Annotated in this window: 11 protein-coding genes and 3 pseudogenes; 6 read left to right on the forward strand and 8 right to left on the reverse strand. The window is 42.2% G+C overall.

Annotated elements, in window-relative coordinates; translation table 11 throughout:
• Positions 1 to 288: 288 nt before the first annotated feature.
• Positions 289 to 1,692, forward strand: a complete 1,404-nt coding sequence (gene rmuC, locus ABFQ95_03290) for a DNA recombination protein RmuC (GenBank protein ID MEN8236554.1) — start codon at positions 289 to 291, stop codon at positions 1,690 to 1,692.
• A 288-nt stretch (positions 1,693 to 1,980) separates the two neighbouring features.
• Here rmuC and ABFQ95_03295 read toward each other — a convergent pair whose 3' ends face one another.
• The gene (locus tag ABFQ95_03295; GenBank protein MEN8236555.1) at positions 1,981 to 3,708 is read right to left on the reverse strand and encodes a TolC family outer membrane protein; all 1,728 of its coding nucleotides are present in this window, start codon (positions 3,706 to 3,708) and stop codon (positions 1,981 to 1,983) included.
• A gap of 162 nt (positions 3,709 to 3,870) precedes the next feature.
• Here ABFQ95_03295 and ABFQ95_03300 point away from each other — a divergent pair, with 162 nt between their 5' ends.
• Both ABFQ95_03300 and ABFQ95_03305 read left to right on the forward strand, forming a co-directional pair.
• On the forward strand, positions 3,871 to 6,114 hold the full coding sequence (locus tag ABFQ95_03300; protein ID MEN8236556.1) for a type I secretion system permease/ATPase: 2,244 nt from the start codon (positions 3,871 to 3,873) through the stop codon (positions 6,112 to 6,114).
• A 2-nt stretch (positions 6,115 to 6,116) separates the two neighbouring features.
• Positions 6,117 to 7,532, forward strand: a complete 1,416-nt coding sequence (locus ABFQ95_03305; protein ID MEN8236557.1) for an HlyD family type I secretion periplasmic adaptor subunit — start codon at positions 6,117 to 6,119, stop codon at positions 7,530 to 7,532.
• A gap of 57 nt (positions 7,533 to 7,589) precedes the next feature.
• Here ABFQ95_03305 and ABFQ95_03310 read toward each other — a convergent pair whose 3' ends face one another.
• The 4 genes and pseudogenes from ABFQ95_03310 to ABFQ95_03325 form a co-directional block, all read right to left on the reverse strand.
• Positions 7,590 to 8,864 carry an NHLP bacteriocin system secretion protein gene (locus ABFQ95_03310; protein MEN8236558.1) on the reverse strand — a complete coding sequence of 425 codons (1,275 nt, stop codon included), beginning with the start codon at positions 8,862 to 8,864 and terminating at the stop codon, positions 7,590 to 7,592.
• A gap of 29 nt (positions 8,865 to 8,893) precedes the next feature.
• Positions 8,894 to 11,059, reverse strand: a complete 2,166-nt coding sequence (locus ABFQ95_03315; protein ID MEN8236559.1) for an NHLP bacteriocin export ABC transporter permease/ATPase subunit — start codon at positions 11,057 to 11,059, stop codon at positions 8,894 to 8,896.
• Entirely contained in the window at positions 11,060 to 13,333 is a 2,274-nt protein-coding gene (locus ABFQ95_03320; protein MEN8236560.1) for an NHLP family bacteriocin export ABC transporter peptidase/permease/ATPase subunit, read from the reverse strand.
• A 526-nt stretch (positions 13,334 to 13,859) separates the two neighbouring features.
• Positions 13,860 to 14,125: pseudogene (locus ABFQ95_03325) on the reverse strand (DDE-type integrase/transposase/recombinase).
• A gap of 233 nt (positions 14,126 to 14,358) precedes the next feature.
• Between ABFQ95_03325 and ABFQ95_03330 the strand changes: the two are divergent.
• From ABFQ95_03330 to ABFQ95_03340, 3 genes and pseudogenes are all read left to right on the forward strand, one after another.
• A pseudogene (locus ABFQ95_03330) lies at positions 14,359 to 14,511 on the forward strand (recombinase family protein).
• 398 nt (positions 14,512 to 14,909) lie between these two features.
• On the forward strand, positions 14,910 to 15,590 hold the full coding sequence (locus ABFQ95_03335; GenBank protein MEN8236561.1) for a WG repeat-containing protein: 681 nt from the start codon (positions 14,910 to 14,912) through the stop codon (positions 15,588 to 15,590).
• Between the two features lie 286 nt (positions 15,591 to 15,876).
• Entirely contained in the window at positions 15,877 to 17,034 is a 1,158-nt protein-coding gene (locus tag ABFQ95_03340) for a transposase (GenBank protein MEN8236562.1), read from the forward strand.
• Between the two features lie 434 nt (positions 17,035 to 17,468).
• Here ABFQ95_03340 and ABFQ95_03345 read toward each other — a convergent pair.
• The 3 genes and pseudogenes from ABFQ95_03345 to ykgO form a co-directional block, all read right to left on the reverse strand.
• Positions 17,469 to 17,627 (reverse strand): annotated as a pseudogene (locus ABFQ95_03345) (IS110 family transposase).
• Positions 17,628 to 17,806: 179 nt separating this feature from the next.
• On the reverse strand, positions 17,807 to 18,313 hold the full coding sequence (gene rpoZ, locus ABFQ95_03350; protein ID MEN8236563.1) for a DNA-directed RNA polymerase subunit omega: 507 nt from the start codon (positions 18,311 to 18,313) through the stop codon (positions 17,807 to 17,809).
• Positions 18,314 to 18,410: 97 nt separating this feature from the next.
• Positions 18,411 to 18,536 carry a type B 50S ribosomal protein L36 gene (ykgO, locus tag ABFQ95_03355; protein MEN8236564.1) on the reverse strand — a complete coding sequence of 42 codons (126 nt, stop codon included), beginning with the start codon at positions 18,534 to 18,536 and terminating at the stop codon, positions 18,411 to 18,413.
• Positions 18,537 to 18,933 lie beyond the last annotated feature (397 nt).

An 18,933-nucleotide genomic window follows, 5' to 3' on the forward strand; every position in this document is an offset into this window, starting at 1 on the left:
TTGACCATTGCTGTTTTTTTACTTAACTGAAGGTAGTTAGCATCGAATTTTCTGATTAGGAAAAAATCTCCTTACCCACTCAAAACGCAAAAGAGCCAAAAAAAATTTACCGCTTAAAACCAATGTTTTAGAATCTGGAAATTCAGATTTACCCGGATATATGGAGAGGATACCAAAAAATAATCTTTGCAGATCGCACGCTTGTCTCTAAAATGCATAAATTAAATACGCAAAATTATCCGGTTGAAAATTAACTCTCGAATTTTCGCACGTTAAGAAAGGTACCCCATGTTCTCCCTTGACCCTCTCTCAGCTCTTCTCGGTTTAAGCTGCGGTACCGCAATAGGTAGCCTGCTATTTTATCGATACCAAAAACAGATCAATCATGAGCTGCAGAAAGCTGCCATAGCCAATGCGCAGGTCCAAAGAATTCCAGATCTCGAAGAAAAAAATTCCCAACTACAGGATCAACTTGCTGGGTTGCAACAGGAAAAAACAACCCTTTCTCTTGAATTACAACACGAACGCAGCAATATCCGTGAGAAAGTTTCCCTGCTTGAGCAAGCCGAAAACAAACTTTCTAATGCATTTAAGGCCTTGAGCGCTGATGCACTGGCTGTCAATAACCGCTCGTTCCTCGAGCTGGCCCAATCGACCCTGTCTAAATTCCAAGAAAGTGCCAAAACTGATCTACAATCAAGGGAAAAGGCAATTGGGCAACTCTTAAATCCGGTTAACGAAACCTTGGGGCAAGTGAATCACAAACTGCAAGATCTTGAAAAGGCACGGGTGGGAGCTTATGAAGTCTTAAAACATCAGGTGAACGATCTGGTCTCCAGTCAAAAAGAGCTAAGAACTGAAACGGCAAACCTCGTCAATGCGCTGCGTACGCCTAATGTAAGAGGCAGGTGGGGGGAAATGCAGCTCAAGCGCGTTGTGGAAATTACCGGTCTCAGTAGCCATTGTGATTTCATTGAGCAAGCAAGTATCAGTACAGAGGGCAATACGTTACGCCCAGACATGATTGTACAACTTCCCGGCAGCAAGAACATTATCGTAGATGCAAAGACGCCCTTGGATGCCTACCTCAAGGCACTGGAGGCAAAAAATGAGCAGGAACGCAAAAGGCATCTGCAAGATCACGCCAAACATGTTAGAAGCCACATCTTGGCTCTTAGCAGTAAGGCATATTGGGAAAAGCTTCCTACAGATTCTTCTCCTGAATTTGTCGTTTTATTCCTACCAGGAGAAACTTTTTTCAGTGCAGCACTGGAAAGTGACCCAAGCCTTATTCAAACTGGAATTGAAAAAAAAGTTATCCTGACAACTCCGTCGACCCTAATTGCGCTCCTGCATGCCGTCGCCTACGGCTGGCGGCAAGAAAATTTGGCCGAAAATGCCCAAGAAATTATTGATCTGGGGTGCGATCTTTATAAAAGGATCTCCAGCCTTGGAAAACATATGCGAAAACTAGGACGTGATTTAGGGGCAGCTATTAAATCCTATAATGATACCATCGGCAGCCTAGAACAACGCGTCCTGCCAGGCGCTCGCAAATTCAAAGCTCTTGAATCGCAAAAGGATTCCCCAACACATGAGGAAATCCAAGCAATTGATGAAATCCCTCGCCTTATTCGTGCTCCTGAACTTGCTGATGATTTTTTAAACGAGCAGGATAAAGAAAAAAGGTAACTATACTCTCGTGAAATCAAAACCTCTAGTTTAATGATAGCGAGAAGCGCGCAGTTTACAATTGTAAATGAGCACTTCGAGCGTATCAGGAAACAGAGGTTTTGATTTCACTTCAGTATAACCTGAGTTTTGGATAAGAGGTCTTTCTGCCTACGGGTCGTCATCCCAAACGTTGCTTTTAGAACTAAGCCTTGAAAAGGATTAGATTCTAAAAGCTTACGATTTGGGCGTCAAAGGCATACGATCCGGGACGACTACCGAGGGAATGGCAAGACTTTTCTGCACACTTTAGTTATCGTAGGTGACAGACTCCCCAGAGATTAACGCACCTTCTAAACGAATCCCATGACCAACGGCAGAATCATCATACGTATAACCCTTTGCCGCACTCTGCTTAGATGATACCGTTCGTTGAGCAACAGGGCGTGATTTAGTACCGCTTCTAGCAGTTCCTGCACCAACCTTTGGTGCTGAATCCAACTTAACTTCAGGTTGCACCTCTATGGGATCTGGACGTGATTGTGTTACCATTTCTTGCGTGTCAGAAATCGGGGCCATCTCCACCCGTCCCTCTTCTACATCCATTGAAGGAGCAGCAGCTTCTATGGGCACAGCCAAATTGTGAGCTGAAAGCAACGTACCCATAGCAGCAAGTAAGCGATATCCTGTCAAATCTGTTGTAGCGTCAACGGTAATGAGAGAGCCCTTTGCAAGGAAGAATTCGTTCCAAGCATCTAACAGGTCGAGCAAACTACGTGTGCCCAAATCGAATTGCTTTTCATACGCCCGGATAACTTTTTCCTTTTGCTCAACAGAAGCGCGTAAAGCCTCTGATTGACGCATAGCACTCTTCATTTCAGCCCAAGACACCCGGACTTCACGCCCAGAAGTACGTAGAGCCGAAGCCTCACGATGTCGATTTTCCGCAACCCGTTCTGCGATTTCTTTTCTGCGGGCCAGATCAGCACCACCATTAAAGATATTATACCGCAGAACAAGCAAAGCAGTTGCACTCGTCTCGTGACCTTCACGGCCTTCTGTATTTTCATCACGCCTTGCGTCAAGCTCAACATCGAGAGTCGGCCAGAATGGAACCTGTGTGGTGTCAAGTTCGGCTTTTGCAACTTCAACAGTTGATTTAGCCAAAAGGAGAGAACGGTTCTGCTCTTCTGCAATCCTTAAAGCATCAGGCACAGTTGTAGGTAAAATACCATCTGCAATGGTTGACCGCTGAAGCCGATCTGGGGTCTGTCCCACTACATCAATAAATCGAGCCACTGCTGAGCCTAAGTCTCCTTCAATATCAACAACAGCAGATTCTGCATCTGCAAGCCGTGACATAACCGTTGCACGGTCAGCAATTGTCGCCTTCCCGCCTTTAATCAGGGCATTTACCTTGGCAAGGATCTGACGATGCGCCTTAGCATTAGCAATTGCAAGCCTTAGCAGCCGCTGAAAGCGCCGAACATCAATGAAGGCATTCACTGCTCTAAAGGATACAAGCTCTTGGGTCTCCGCTACTTTCCTAACGGCCTGATCTGTTTCTCGCTGAGCTCTAGCGACATCTGTTGAAGCCCTAAATCCATCAAAGAGAGGCTGACGGGCATTGACTGAAGGGGTGTTAATTGTTTTATCTTCACGACATTTACCCCTCACTCTACGACAATCACTCCGTCCAAAATTCTCACGGGTGTACTCAAATCCACCGTTGACCCGCACGTCAACCACGGGGAAATATCCAGCCTCTGCTCGAGAGATCCCATGCTTTTCTGAAAGCCAGGCAGATTTGTCAGCAAAAATCTCAGGATTGGTCCGCAAAGTCTCAGCAATCGCATCCACTGGAAACATTCCGGGTTTATCCTCTAAGGCACCGTAGTGTTCGAGAGTCGCACCTGCCTCGGTGGTGTCTTGCCCCTGCTCTGCAGCCCAGGCTCCAACCGAAAAGTATAGAATTAACCCAGCAGCACTGAAGAGGTTCCTCGAACAAAAAGCTATCAGATGATTCATTGTACGCATTATTGTCGTTTCTCCATTTAACGTTGAAAACTTTACAATCTCACCAAAAATCCTTGAGGACACTCCTAAGGATATCGATCTCCAGAGGAATTTATTAAATTTTTAACTATTTGTCCAGCATAATCTAGTTACCAGGCATAAATTCAAGTGAGAACCGTCAAAATGGCGCAAAAAACAAAGCAACAGTCCAAGGATAAAGCAAAATCTGATACTGAGGCTTCCAAGCAATCTGAAAAAAGTGAACATAACGTTATGGGCCCAAATATCTTTGATCAATGGCAGGATACGACAGCACAACCGGATGATCCCTTGCTTGGATGTCTGGAAATTATTTGCAGTATGAAAGATCGACCCATGTCGACTACATCTTTAAAGGCCGGGCTTCCCCTCGTCAACGATTTACTGACTCCTGAACTATTCACACGTGCAGCCTCAAGGGCAGGACTCAATGCCAAAATTGTTCGCAAACAATTAAGCCATATTTCTAAGTTTACTTTGCCATGCGTCCTGCTTTTGCAAGGCAACAAAGCTTGCATTCTCGTAAGTGTCGATGATCAAGAAGCAGAAGTTATCTTTCCTGAAATGGGGCGAGGAATACGTAAAATCCTTTTAGATGACCTAAAGAAAATATACGTAGGCATAACGTTATTTGTCACTGCCCTTTACCAGTATGACACACGCTCTTCTGACATTGCAGTAAAGCGGCCAAAGTCTTGGTTCTGGGGAACTTTAATGGAGTTCTGGCCGATCTATTCTCAAGTAGCGCTCGCTGCAATTCTTGTTAACATATTCGCAATTGCCAGCCCCCTGTTTACAATGAACGTCTATGATCGCGTTGTCCCCAACAATGCTACAGAAACCCTATGGGTGCTTGCCATTGGTGTGGGAATCGTTTTTCTTTTCGACTTGTTGCTCAGAACCCTACGGGGATATTTTGTGGACTCGGCTGGAAAGAACGCTGATATTATTTTAGCAAGTCGTTTGTTTGAACAAGTGATGGGTATCCAGATGGCTTCTCGCCCCCAATCAAGTGGCAGTTTTGCCAATCAATTAAGAGAATTCGAAACCCTTCGAGAATTTTTCTCTTCCATGACTCTTGTGGCTCTGATCGATCTACCTTTTGTCTTCCTATTCATATCTGTGATTTGGATGATAGGCGGACCTATTGCGTATGTTCCCCTCATAGCTGTTCCCATCGTTATGACTGCGTCATTTTTGCTACAGTTCCCCCTAAGGTCTTGGGTGAGAAAAACATTTCGCGAGGGAGCCCAAAAGCACGCTCTTTTGGTTGAGGCCATCAATGGTATGGAAACAATCAAAAGTCTTGGAGTTGAGGGAAAAATTCAAAAAAACTGGGAAAATTTTGTTAGCCAATCAGCCGGGTCCAGCAACGCTACGCGCTTTATCTCTATGGGAGCTATCAATTTTACAACGTTTATAATCAACCTCTCCACCGTTAGCGTCATCATAGTTGGTGTGTATCTGATCACCAAAAATGAATTAACCATGGGGGGGCTCATCGCCTGTAGTATCCTATCAGGACGCACACTTGCCCCCCTTGCCCAAGTGGTTAGCTTGCTAACACGGTTTAGTCAATCGATGACCGCATTAAAGGCCTTGGACCAAATCATCCAAATGCCAGTTGAACGGCCTGAAAATGCCACATTTTTGCATCGACCCAAATTTCAAGGAAAAATAGAATTTAAAAACGTTTCATTTAGGTATCCAGACCAAAAAATCAGCGCCCTGAATGACGTCTCGTTCACCATAGAACCAGGAGAAAAAGTCGGTGTGATTGGACGCATTGGATCTGGCAAAACAACAATCGAGAAAATGATTTTAGGACTTTATTTTCCTGAAGAAGGTTCCGTCCTTATTGATGGAGCAGACACGCGCCAACTTGATCCAGCAGAGCTTCGTGCTAGCATTGGATATATTCCCCAAGATATTTTTCTTTTCTTTGGAAGTGTACGCGACAATATTGCCATGGGCACTGGAGAAGTAGACGATGCAGCCATCTTAAGGGCTGCGACAATTGCTGGAGTTGACAATTTTGTACGACGACACCCACAGGGGTATGATCTTCCCGTGGGAGAAGGTGGCCGTAATGTTTCAGGTGGCCAACGTCAATCAATAGCCGTAGCTCGAGCACTGGTCAGGGACCCATCCATTCTTCTATTCGATGAACCTACAGCCATGATGGATCATGCAGCTGAAATGCGTTTTGTAGCAAGGTTAAAAGACGCTTTAGGGCATAAAACAATGATCCTTGTAACACACAAAATGTCTCTTCTGACGCACGTCAACCGGCTTATTGTCACAGATGATGGCAAAATCGTAGCTGATGGCCCAAGAGATGACGTATTAAAGGCCTTGAGTGGCTCACAAATTAACAGTGCAGGTTAGCTATGAGTCAAAAGCAAAATCCCCAAACTACGGAAAAAAAAAATACCTCAAAGGAAAATCTTGAGTCTACCCTACAAGAGACTCTAGGACTTCAAAATCAAGAAAAGCAAGATGATGTTGAGTACATGCCGCCCCTATCAGCTGCATATCAAAGGCGTCCATCCCAATTCGCTCCTATTCTACTCTTTAGCATTCTTGGATTTTTTGTCATTGCCTTGATATGGGCCAATTGGGCTTCTCTTGATGAAGTGACCAGAGGTGATGGACGTGTCATTCCAAGTAGCCAGATTAAAATGATTGACCATCTTGAAGGGGGAATTGTTAGAAAGATCTTGATAAAATCTGGACAGTCGGTTGAAGCAGGTCAGCTTTTACTCACTATTGATAATACTGTTGCACAATCACGTTATGAAGAGACAGAAATGCTGTTTTATAGAGCATTTGCAAGCGTGACGCGCCTTAGAGCTCAAACCGAAAACAAACCGTTTGTCGTTCCTCAAGTTGTTGAAGAAAAAGCACCAGCAATTGCAATTAAGGAAACGGAAAGATACCAAGCTACCCAACAGCGTATGACCAACGAAAAAGAGATTGCAAAACAGGAAATCGCTCAAAGGCAACAAGAACTTTTAGAGCTACAGGGAAGAGCTACTGGTCTTGAAGAGCAACACAAACTCGCTGAAGAAGAGCTTAATATTACAGCTCCACTTGCCAAACAAGGAATTGTTGCAAAAGTCGATGTCCTCAGGCTCAGGCGAGAAGTCAATGATATTAAAGCCAATCTTGAGTCGACAAAAGTTAATATCATAAGAGCTCAAGCCGCTCTAGAAGGCGCTCAACAAAGACTGATGCAGGTTGGAATCACCATGCACAACGAAGACTTGCGTGAACTGAGAGAGGCAGAACGCCGTTTGTCAGAAATGCGCGATTCCCTAACAGCCGAAAGTGATAAGCTACAGCGTACAGATGTCCGTAGCCCTGTCAAAGGAATCATCAAAGAGCTGATGGTTCATACCATTGGTGGAGTAGTGCAACCAGGACAGGATTTAATTGCAATTGTTCCTATTGAAGATACACTTTTAATTGAAGCCCAAATACGCCCCGCAGATGTTGCCTTCCTCCGCCCAGGAATGCCAGCTGTCATCAAAATCACAGCTTATGATTTTGCCATTTTCGGCGGACTCGATGGTAAACTTGTCGATATCAGTGCTGACGCAATTAAGGATGAAGAAGGAAACGATTTCTTCCGCGTGCGCCTCAAAACTGATAAGAATCACCTCACAGGACGGAGAGGGGAAAAGCTCCCGATTATCCCGGGAATGATGGCCTCAATTGATATTATGACCGGCAAGAAAACTGTTTTGGAATACCTGCTCAAGCCGATCCACCGCGGAATGAATGTTGCGATGACTGAACGTTGAAGTATACCGGAACCGTTTATAACCATGACTACAACAACCTTAAGCTGATCCGTAAGCCTATGGCTCAATGATTTTTTTCAAAGCAGGAATCACAAGAGAAAATGGGTTTTGCGTTCGGACGATGATACGTGCATCCATTATCGTGCCTGGTGTTATTTCTTGATTTGGGCCTGCTGACGAAGTCCAATTGAGTTGGCTAAATGTCTCAGGATTTTCTTCAAGGCGTACCCAAACAGCGATGGGTGCACCTTTGCGTGAAAACCGTTTTACCAGATCCTCATTTTGCAGAATGGTTTGCATGCTTTGAGGCGTGACAGGAAACGGAGTGACATCGGTAACCTTCCCGGTAATGCTACCATATTCTTCTTTTTTAATGGTAGTTGGTACCGCAAGAGCTCCCATGCCAGCTTGAACGCGTTTACCATCTTTTGGAGCTAAATAAATGACTGCATCAATAGCTTTACCTGAAGTTGCAATGGTTAATAAGACTTCACCTTCCTGAATAAGATCCCCTACGCTTCTTTGAATGCCAATTACAACACCTGTAATTGGGCTACGTACAAATTGTGAGAGTTTGAGTTTCTCGGTTAGAGTCTCTAGCTCTAACTCCTCTTCCTTAACTTTAGCGCTGAAGGATTTGATGCGCTCTTTCCAAAGATCGATAAAATTTTCAGCATCTAATTCATTTTGGAGCAGTTGCGACTGTGTGCGTTCGATAGTATTTTTAATGTCATAGTATCGCATTAAAGTTGATTGGTATTGCTGATTCGTTGTAAGTTTCTTCTTCAGGAACTCTTTGCGCATAGCTAATAGCTCTTCAACGCTTTTTAAATTTTCTTTTTCAATTGCCAGAATTCGCTCTGTAAGCTGATTTTGTTTTTTAAGGGTTTCCTTTCGATCATTAATTTCTAACAGGGCAGTACGTTTGAGCTCTTCAAACTGAGCACGCAGTCCTACAACATATTTTTGGGTAATAGTAATTTGATTTGCAAGCTCCGGGGTTTCAAGGGTGGCAAGGATCTCATTTTCCTTAACCTGTTGATTCACACCCACATTAATTTTTGCAATGTGTGCTGGCCCGGTGGATGCAACTGCATTGTAAAGACTACCTTTTTCGGGTAAAAGAATACCGTTTCCTTCTACCCAAATGGTAACGGTTCCCCAAAAACCCCAGATTAGTGTGGCAATAACAATTGCTCCCAAAGTAGTCAAAGTAATCCAAGATTTTGCTGTGATAATCTTGATCATATGATCGGTATCTGAAAATCCTACATTATCGAGGGCCTCTTCCCGAAACTGAAGTGATGAAGTCTCCGTCTTTTTTTCTGCCAAGTTTCCAATCCTGTTTGTGTCTTTTGATTTTAGGGTATCTGTGCTTGTATTAACTCAAGGAACAGACCTTTTTGCTTGAGGAGTTCAGGGCAAGTTCCCTGTTGGACAATTCTTCCTTTTTCATTCAACACATAGATACAATCTGCATGAACAATCGTAGAAAGTCGATGTGCTGCTACAACTTGCGTCACCGATAACTGTTCTAAATTATCTTGGACGCGGCGTTGAGTCGTATTGTCAAGTGCGCTCGTGGCCTCGTCAAGAAACAAAATTCGCGGTCTATTCACAAGGGCTCGAGCGAGCATAAAACGTTGACGCTGCCCCATGGAAAATGTGCTACCACCTTCACTGACCAACGTATGCATCCCCATAGGAAGTGTTTCAATATATTGATCAATACTCGCCAATTTTGCAGCATACCAAGCATCCTTTAGGTCCAAATTACTATTGCCGCCTAAAATATTTTCCAGAATTGTACCTGGCATCAGTTCACAATTTTGCAGAACTACGCCTATTTGTTGACGAAGTTTTTGGATGTTTAACATAGCCAAATTCTTCCCATCATAACGAATTTTACCTTCCAGGGGTGATTCAAATCCCAAGAGAAGGCGGAATAAAGTTGATTTGCCAGAACCACTTGGCCCAACAAGTGCCACAAATTGTCCTTGCTTGATTTCAATATTAAAATCCGTAAAGACGAAAGGGTCACCGGTATTATAGTAAAAACTGAGATTGCGAAGGCTAATATCTCCTTCAAGTTGACCTGGATTAAGACCCGTACGCTTTATCTCTGGTTCAGCAAGAAGAATCGGCTGAATCCGCTCGTAAAGCGGGATAACCTTTAGTATCTGTTCTAGGGCTACAAACATTTCTGTAAAAGCCGTAATGAAAAGTGCAACTGCGGCATTAAGTGCCACAAATGACCCCAGTGATAAAGTTCCAATGCGACGTACTACCATTGTAAAAAAGAGAACTAGAAATATTCCTCGGAAAAGGGATTGGAAGACAACCATTCCAATGGTCAGGGTCTGAGAATCTTTAAATGCCTTGGCAATATGAGCATACTTTTCTGACCATTTTAAAAACGCTCGAGATTCCTTCGCATGGGCACGTAATTTTGCAATTCCGGTGATAAATTGATATACTAAATTTGCACTTTCCCCCATAAGCTTTAGCAGGTGACGCTGATAATTAACTTGGATATAGAGGTAAAACAAAGAAATAATTGCACCAATAAAAGCCAACATAGATACAAAAGTTCCTATTTTCGCATCATAAAAAAACATGAGGGCAAGGGCAAAAAGAGAAAAAATCCCACTAATTATTGTTGACAGATATGGACCAGTTAATTTTTGCTGTATATCGTCAATTCCTCCCAAACGAATGGCTAAATCACCAGCAGTGAAATTGCGGAAAAAACTTAAGGGTAACCTTAAAGCACGATCCCAAACTGCTGATTGTATCTCTAGGTTGCTTTTTAATTTTAATCGCATGGTGGCAATGACTTGGGCAATTTTAAAACTCGTAATGGCAAAAATCATCACGGTTAGAGCAATCACAAAATGACCCAATAAATTAAAATTGGCTGTCGGAATCACTGTGTCTATTATAATCCCACTGGCAACGGGAATGATCAGCCCAATTAGGCTGATGGTTGCTTGCAGAGAAAACAAATGCAAAACATCACTCCATTGGTGTAGCAGCCCAAATGACAGGACTTTCTTTAAAGTAACTTTGGTATCTGGAAAGGGGCGGTAGAAAATACATCCCATGCGGTTTAGTGTTTTGGCCAGCTCTGCTGTGACATTTTGCGGTTTAGGATTTTGGCTGGAGATTAATTGATATCCCTTGTGTTTATCGGGGATTAAAGCACATGGAGTCCCATCCTTGCGTTGGGTTGCCACAATGGGGCCTGCGTCAAACTCCCACCATTTTCCTTGTAACATTACCTGCCGCATGCGAACCTGAGAAGCTTTTGCAATGGTTTCGACTTTTGCTAAAAAAGGTAGATCTTCAATTTTGACGGTCGGGTGTTCTAGGGTAATCTGCATATATTTTGCAACGTAATTACAGACGGCAAAAACTGCACCCTCTCCTTGTGCTGCGGTTGGAAACTTGGCTGTATCTTTTTCAAAAATAGAAATAACTTTTTTAATCGCTTCATCTGGGAGTTTTAAGGCATCATATTGTTCCATTTAAAGCTCCATTTCTAAATTTTGCATTTTCTTGTATGCTCCCTTTTTCTTTATGAGCTGCTCATGGGTTCCTTGTTCAAGAATGCTGCCTTGGTCTATAACCAAAATATTATCACAATTACGAATGGTACTGATACGGTGGGCAATAATAACAAGAGTACAATTTATTGCTTTAAGGTTTTGAAAAATTTGCTTCTCTTTTAAAGTATCGAGCGCTGTTGTGGCCTCATCTAATATTAAGATCCTGGGATGGGTAATGAGTGCCCGTGCAATCTCTAGACATTGTCGCTGTCCGCCACTGTAATTCGCCCCATTTTCAAGCATTAGCTTTTCAAGTTTCCCATGTGTGTATACTTCTTCTTCAATGCAAGCAAGTTTCAAGGCTTTGTGAATGTCTTTTTCGGGAACCTTTGGATCCCAAAGGGTGAGGTTATCTCGCAAAGTGCCCTCATAAATATGATTCTCTCGATCAACCAATGATAAGGAATTGACTAAAACCTCTCTGGAAATTGTATTCATAGGCTGGCCATCAAAGAGAATCTCACCCGACCATGGTGCGTAAAGCCCAGTAATAAGCTTAGCGATTGTGGATTTACCGCTTCCTGAAGCGCCGACAATGGCCACATGCTGACCAGGTTCAATCTGAACGTTAAAGTCTTTGATAAAGGGGGCTTCAAGTTTTTTATAGCCGAAATTTATTTGACGTAAGGTAATTTCTCCTGTCAATTTTCTAAGAGGGTAAGGGACTGGTACAGATGAGGTCTCCACAACCTGTTTATCCAAGGGCTGATGCAGTATATCAGTAAGCCTTAAAAGATCCCCGCGAATTTTTTGGATACTTCCTGACATTCCTACAAGTGTGGCTACGGGAGCGTGGAATCGTTTGCTTAACATTTGAAATGCAAGCAATGTTCCAATTGTCAAATCCCCATGCATGATTTTCCAACTGCCCCAACATAAAACTGTTACTGTGGTAATACCGGAAAATAAAGTTGGCATAATGACGAGTGCTTGATTATAAAAATATATTTTTTGCTGTGCATTGATAGTTTGGGCATGCATACCGACCCATTTCAAGAAGCACTGATCTTCAGTGACTGTAGCTTTAAGAGTTTCAATGATATGGATTCCATTCATGATTAAACCAGTCAGCTCGCCTTGTTCTTGCAAGAAAAGTTGGTTCATGTATCGAATTTTTTCCGCAATTATAAATAACAGTAACATATTGAGGATGCCAATTGTTACAACAACAACTGTTAGGTGAATATTTAGCAAAAGCATAACCAGTACCAAGGCAAATAATACGCTAATATTAGCAATGCTCGAGGAAAGCTGCCCAGATAATATCGAAGCTATTTTGTAGTTAGCAAGCATATATGTTTGAATATCTCCAGCATATCGTTGAGAGAAGAAAGCCATTGGGAGATGAATAATATGCCACAATAATCGACAAGATTGAGAAGCCATCACTTGTAAATGGAGGCGCAATAAATGTATTTGCTGGACCCACGTCAAACTAGCCTCAAGTAGTGTGGCTCCCAGAATAACCAAAGCAAGAGGAACAAACCATTCTTCAATACCGCCAATCAAAACATTATCAACAAAGATTTTTGAAAATCCTGGAGTAATAATTCCTGGAAGAGCAAGAGCAATAGTTGTCAAACAAATAAAAGTTAACGGAATTTTCTGGTGAGCAATGCGTTGTTTTAACATTTTAAAGGTAGACAGAGGCAGTCCCCCTTTCTTAAACTTTTTTCCTGGCTTGAGGGAAATAATAATCCCGGTAAAAGAATGGGAAAAATCATCTAGACTTAATGCCCTTGGCCCCAATGCAGGATCATTAATGTAGACCTTGTCCTTGCAGATATGCTCGACAATGACATAATGGTTGAATTCCCAAAACGCGATACAAGGTTCTTTTATTTTTTCAACAGACTTTATATCTTGTACTTGTATGCCCTGAGCATCGAGTCCGTAGTAACGTGCAGCAAGCAACACATTAATGGCTTCGCCACCATTGCGTGAAATTCCAGACACATCTCGGGCTTCTTCGAGGGAAATGTATTTACCATAATATGCTAAAATAATGGCCAAGCATGCGGCACCAGAATCTGACATTTCTATTTGCAAAATCACTGGTGTTTTGTTGGGTCGCCAGAACCAAGAGCCGCACCTAGAGGATGCAACACCCAACAATATTCCAACAGATTTAGCTGTCTTCAGCAGGAACCTCTTGATTTGACTCACGGGATGAAGCTTTGGGAACTTAGTCATATTTTTCAAATGAAATTGCGATTGTATGATTTATCGTAAGGGGAAAGTATAAATTTTGAGTAAAACCGGCTCACCCCAACCCCAATGGCACTAACTTAAGGAAAAATCGTTTAGAACAAAGGGTTTGCTGCTATGGAGTGTGAGCACCCACCTAATGGCTACCACAGGCAAAATGTCGAGCGCCACGTAATGGAGCCACCCCTGCGCCATCTGCGACAATTAATGGATCCACCCCATGCGACACGGGAGCCACTTATTTCCATGTTGTTGTTGTTTAGGGGTTGCTAAGGATAAAAAAAGCGCATCCTTTTACTCGCAAAAACAAGCGAGAAAAAAGGTGTAGGGTTCTGTCGCATCTGTTGGGGGTGCCCGTGAAATTTCTAAAAACGAGATTCCCCTGGACAAGCTACGCCATCAGAGCCATGAAATTATGGAATGTTGATAATTTAGAGTCGTAACCTGTTGTTTACCCTTTTTGTTTAATTCTTATGTTTTCAATTCCTTTAATTGTTGCCCAAGCGGAGTAAAAGTTTTTAAATCCTAATGTTGGACGCGTTCGTTTTTTTTACAAATCTATGGTCTTGCTCAACAATATTATTGAGATACTTGTTCTGTCGAATTTCAAATTCATCAACTTTAGAAGCTTCTTCGTTGAGGGAATCTAAAGCTGACTTGTTGCTTCCACTCTTATTCAACATTGATTTTCTCAGGTCTGCCATTGTTTTTGATGGCTCTCTTGGAAAAGGCTTTGGCTGCCACTTTATCCCTCTTGGCCCGCAACAGGAAATCAACGGCTCTGTCGCATCTGCAAAAAATTTCCTTTTTGGCAAATTTATGAAAAAACAAAATCCTTATTTTATGCGGCTTTTAGAGCCAAGAAATTTCAGACATTGGCCTATTTTCATGATTTTTATCACAGATGCGACAGAACCTTAAATTTTCTGAAGGCCTTAAACAATAAGGTCTGAGTGGTAATTTTGACTTCCCTATGTATATCCGTGACATGTTTACTGGCTTACCCCGGTTTAGCCACAGCCGCTATGGGTAAACCTAAAACCAATGTCGCTGATCTTTGCAAAGAAATTGGAGTGACACGACAAACTCTATATCGCCACGTCGATCCTCAAGGAAACCTTAGATCCGATGGTGAAAAAATTTTGGCTGTGTCAGAAAAATAATACGTAGAGCATTTTTAATTTATCAAACATATTTAACATGTTATACTAATAGTTGTGGAAAGATTCAGAAAGGAGAGGGGAAAAAGTAGGATAATCATATCCAAAACGGGGGGATTTTCACCCTGCCGAACAAAGCCATCCGGTGACAAGGTTGGAGATGAAGTATAAGAAATCAATGAATTTTGCGTGACTAGACATTGGGCGTATGGTAAGTATGCTCATTGTGTCACTTCGCATTTGATTGCTTTTTTAAAAATCCAATTCTACGGCAACCAGAGGCGCTTTTCACAATACTCACGACCTTAAGTTGGAGCCGTTTAATGATGATTACCATGAAATTTTCTGCACGTATTCTATTGACCAGCTTTGCCCTGCTTTTACCCTTTGAGGGAAAATCTTTGGAAACAAAACCAAATTCATTCAAGCCAGTGCAATGGATCGACGCACCAAGTGAAACTCTTTACACTTTAGATGATCGGTCTGCTAATCTGATTAAGTTTGAGGATAAACGCACGGGGTTGTTTGGTTTTAAAGATACCCAGGGAAATATAAAAATACCCGCTAAGTTTGCAGTGGTTAGACCCTTTTCAAAAAATGGATTGAGTGATGTTCGGTATGAATGGAATGAATGGTACCGAATTAACACAAAAGGCAATATTGTTCATCAAGCCCTTTGGCATGATAACGGTGCAGATTATTATGTATCAGGACTCACTAGAATCATCCACCTTAGAAAAATGGGTTTTGCTAACAAAAAAGGAAAAACTGTGATTGCTCCTCAATTCGACTTTGCTGGGCCATTTAGCTATGACGCCCCTATAAGTGTTGTATGTCATGGTTGTTACGCAGAACCTATGCAGCCTAAAAGATGTAAGATATATTGGAATCAAGACTGTTATCCAACATATGTTGGTGGCCGTTGGGGGGCCATTGATAAATCAGGAAATATTGTCGTGCCAATTGAATATGATAACTTGCCCCAGAATAACAAACTGAAATTTCGAAAAGGAAAGAAGTGTGTGCAGCTTTTCTATGACGGACAAAAGAAATATCAGCTTCGGAAAGCAAATTGCTCTTAACCCAAGTTCAGTGGACGAAGTCGCCAAACCGTTGTTAAATAAGGATTTCTTTTTCAAAAAATGCCCTTTCAGTCACTACAGATTTTTTTCTCAGCTACACCGTTGCCACTCTCCTTTTTCCAGGGTAGTACCCTGAATTCCCGAATTTTGTAACTATTTTTTCTTAATTATCGTCGCAACCTTTTTAAAAACAAGACTTTTCCGGCCTCAGAAGGGTTGACTTTTCTTCAAAACATAGTTACAAATAGGGCATGTAACTATGTTTTGAAGAAAAGTAGGAATACCAATGGGCAAGATAAGTTATCGTAATAATAAAAAGACAGGAGTCACTTACGTTTATTCAATAGAAAAAAGTTATTGGGACAAAGAAAAGAAGAGCCCAAGAAACAAGCAGGTTTGCTTGGGTAAGATCGATCCAGAGACTGGGGAGATCATTCCCTCTAAACGCAGACGCAAGACTGTTGTAGAACGAGCTACTTCATCGCCCGGCGTAACTGCTGTTTCTAGGGTTGCAGGTCCTTATATGCTCCTTGAGCAGATAACCAATAAGCATGGAATAGACAAACTCCTAAAAAAGTGTTTCGATGACAAGTGGAAACTTATGCTAAGCCTTGTCTACTTTATATTACATAAGGGTACTGCTCTATCCAGAGCTGAATCATGGAGCACATCTTGTCTACATCCTTTTGCTGAACCAATCGCCAATCAGCGAATAAGCGAACTACTGCAGGAAGTATCCGAAGATGAGAGGCAACATTTTCTTTCACTGTGGCTAGAGCACATTCTTGAAGACGATTATCTGTGTTACGACATTACCTCAGTATCACCTTATGCCAGACATAATGAGTACACTCACTTTGGCTACAACCGTGATAATGACTCTCTTGAACAAATCAACCTGGCCATGTTGTTTGGGCAAAAAAGTCATCTACCAGCTTACTATCGTAGGATGCCCGGTAACATTAGCGATGTGGCCACATTAAAGACGACCGTCAAGGCCTTAGATTTTTTGGGTGCTGATGGCATGCACTTCGTTCTAGATAGGGGATTCTATAGCGTAACAAATATCGACGAGCTTTATCGGCGACGACACAAATTCACAGCCGCTATTCCTGCCGGTCGTAAGTGGGTCGAAAAATACATGGACCAACACTGTGAAAATATAGCCTCCCCCGCGCACTACTTAACGATAGAAAAAGATGAAGCGCTTTATGCGGTTACAGAATTGCACAAGTGGGGGAAAGATAATCATAGAGCATATCTACACATTTACTACAACGCGGAGCATGCAGCACAGGAGTTCGATCGCTTTACACGCAAGCTAATAGCATATAGGAACGAATTGCTGGCTGGAAATGCCGTCAAAAAAACACGAAGATTTATATCGTCGTTATCTCATTGTAAAAGATACTCCAAAGCGCGGTCTAAAAATAACCTTCAATGATGCAGAAATTCAAAAATATCGCAAACGTTACAGCGGTTTTTTCTGTATCTTGTCTAATAAAATAAAAACTGCCAGTGAAGCCTTGAGCGTATATCGCACCAAAGATGTGGTAGAAAATAGCTTTGATGATCTGAAAAATCACCTTGATAAGAAACGGCTACGAGTTCATACGGCAGCAGCTATGGACTGTAGGCTGTTCCTCCAATTTCTTGCTCTCGTATACATCAGTTCTATACGCAATATAATCCAGACTGACGACAAGCTAAGATACTTAACAACAAGAGAAGTAATGGAGGAAATGGAAACGTTAACAAAAGTTACTTATTCTAATCGTTATGGACAACTATTCACTGAAACTACTCCGTTGCAACGGCACATAATGGAAAGATTTGAAATCGAGCTTCCAACATAGTTACAAAATCCGGGAATTCAGGTGCTAGATCTTGAGCATCACGCCTATCAGTTTTTACTCTGTCTCCAGCCTTCTTGGGAATAAGTGATGGGGCTACAACTTCGCAATCATAACCCATTTGCGTAATCAGTCGAAATATGCCATAGCCACAGGGACCAGCTTCATAACAGAAGTATAGAGAATCATATTGTTGTAATAACTTCTTGATCAGATTCTTGATTGCCAAGCTATCATTCTTGTAGTTTCCTAATGATTTTATGGTGCCTTTTCTTCCTTCTTCTGCTACAGTAATAGCTATTGATTCTTTGTGAACGTCTAGTCCTACAAGAGGTTTTGATTTCACGAGAGTAGAGGCGGTGTTTAAGATGCAGGGTCCTTGTGGGTTGATTCAGAGGGGGCTGATTCAGATTTTGCTTTAGCTGGCTTGTATTTAGTGCCCGATTTACCCTTACCCCTACCCTCAGCTTCACGAGCAATTTCGGCCTCGAACTCTGCAGCTAATTTTTTCTCTTGCGCATCGGCTTCAGACACAACAACTTTTTCTTCAACCACTGAGCTTCTTCCAATTTCGAGATCTCGTTTTGATCCCGATTTTTCCCTAGAAAGGGTATCAGCCATTTTCTGTTCCGTCTCGTCCAAAACCACCTGGGTTCTAAAGCTTTGGACCATGGACGCGTTTAAATCACTAAGAGTCACACTGCTGCCTGCAATCTCACGCAAAGCTAGTACGGGAAACTTATCGTCACCACGATCAATGGTCAAGGGAGATCCTGAGTAGATTTGCCGTGCCCTTTGAGCCGCTAAGACCACAAGATTGAAACGATTTGGAATTTGAATGATGCAATCTTCAACTGTGACGCGAGCCATATATTAATCTCCTTTGTACAAATTTCTAAATATACCCATCACCTTTCAAATTGTGGGTTCGTCAAAAACCCAACACTTTAATTTGCACGGGTATCAGTTAACCCTGACGGGCTTTAAAACGTGGATTTTTCTTGTTAATGACATATAAACGGCCACGTCTGCGCACAACACGACACGCTTTGTCACGACTTTTGGCCGACTTCAGTGAGTTAATAACTTTCATATCTTGTGTCTCTCTTATGCTTAAATCTCTTACTAGAAAGCCATAAATTACCCGTTTTGTCAAAGGATTTCATGCGGTATACAGGGCTGTTCAGTGAAACCAACGCGGCCGTCATATATGGACCAGCCGTAAGATGCAAGCCTTGGCCCAAGTTCAACGGCCTGAACCCCTAAAACCCTAAAAACCCCCTTATTTCGAAAAAAGATTTCCTATAATACAAGATGTTAATGTTTCGGGACTGGGTTAGTCGTATTCCCTAAAGTATCTTGGATTTTAATAAAAACTTAACTATAGGTATCTGCAGATGAGAAGGTAAAATTCGACTTTTTATATGGTATAATGGCCAATCTTGTTTTTTATACGTCTACCTACCCACCAGCTATACACAGAGTATCTT

Source organism: Pseudomonadota bacterium (genome assembly GCA_039714795.1).
Classification (GTDB): Bacteria; Pseudomonadota; Alphaproteobacteria; order JAGOMX01; family JAGOMX01; genus JBDLIP01.

Bases quoted from the DNA above. Each gene is read 5' to 3' on its own strand.
- rpoZ (MEN8236563.1), bottom strand. From the start codon at position 18,313: ATGGCTCGCGTCACAGTTGAAGATTGCATCATTCAAATTCCAAATCGT.
- ykgO (MEN8236564.1), bottom strand. From the start codon at position 18,536: ATGAAAGTTATTAACTCACTGAAGTCGGCCAAAAGTCGTGACAAAGCG.
- ABFQ95_03300 (MEN8236556.1), top strand. From the start codon at position 3,871: ATGGCGCAAAAAACAAAGCAACAGTCCAAGGATAAAGCAAAATCTGAT.
- ABFQ95_03305 (MEN8236557.1), top strand. From the start codon at position 6,117: ATGAGTCAAAAGCAAAATCCCCAAACTACGGAAAAAAAAAATACCTCA.
- ABFQ95_03340 (MEN8236562.1), top strand. From the start codon at position 15,877: ATGGGCAAGATAAGTTATCGTAATAATAAAAAGACAGGAGTCACTTAC.
- ABFQ95_03320 (MEN8236560.1), bottom strand. From the start codon at position 13,333: ATGACTAAGTTCCCAAAGCTTCATCCCGTGAGTCAAATCAAGAGGTTC.
- rmuC (MEN8236554.1), top strand. From the start codon at position 289: ATGTTCTCCCTTGACCCTCTCTCAGCTCTTCTCGGTTTAAGCTGCGGT.
- ABFQ95_03315 (MEN8236559.1), bottom strand. From the start codon at position 11,059: ATGGAACAATATGATGCCTTAAAACTCCCAGATGAAGCGATTAAAAAA.
- ABFQ95_03295 (MEN8236555.1), bottom strand. From the start codon at position 3,708: ATGCGTACAATGAATCATCTGATAGCTTTTTGTTCGAGGAACCTCTTC.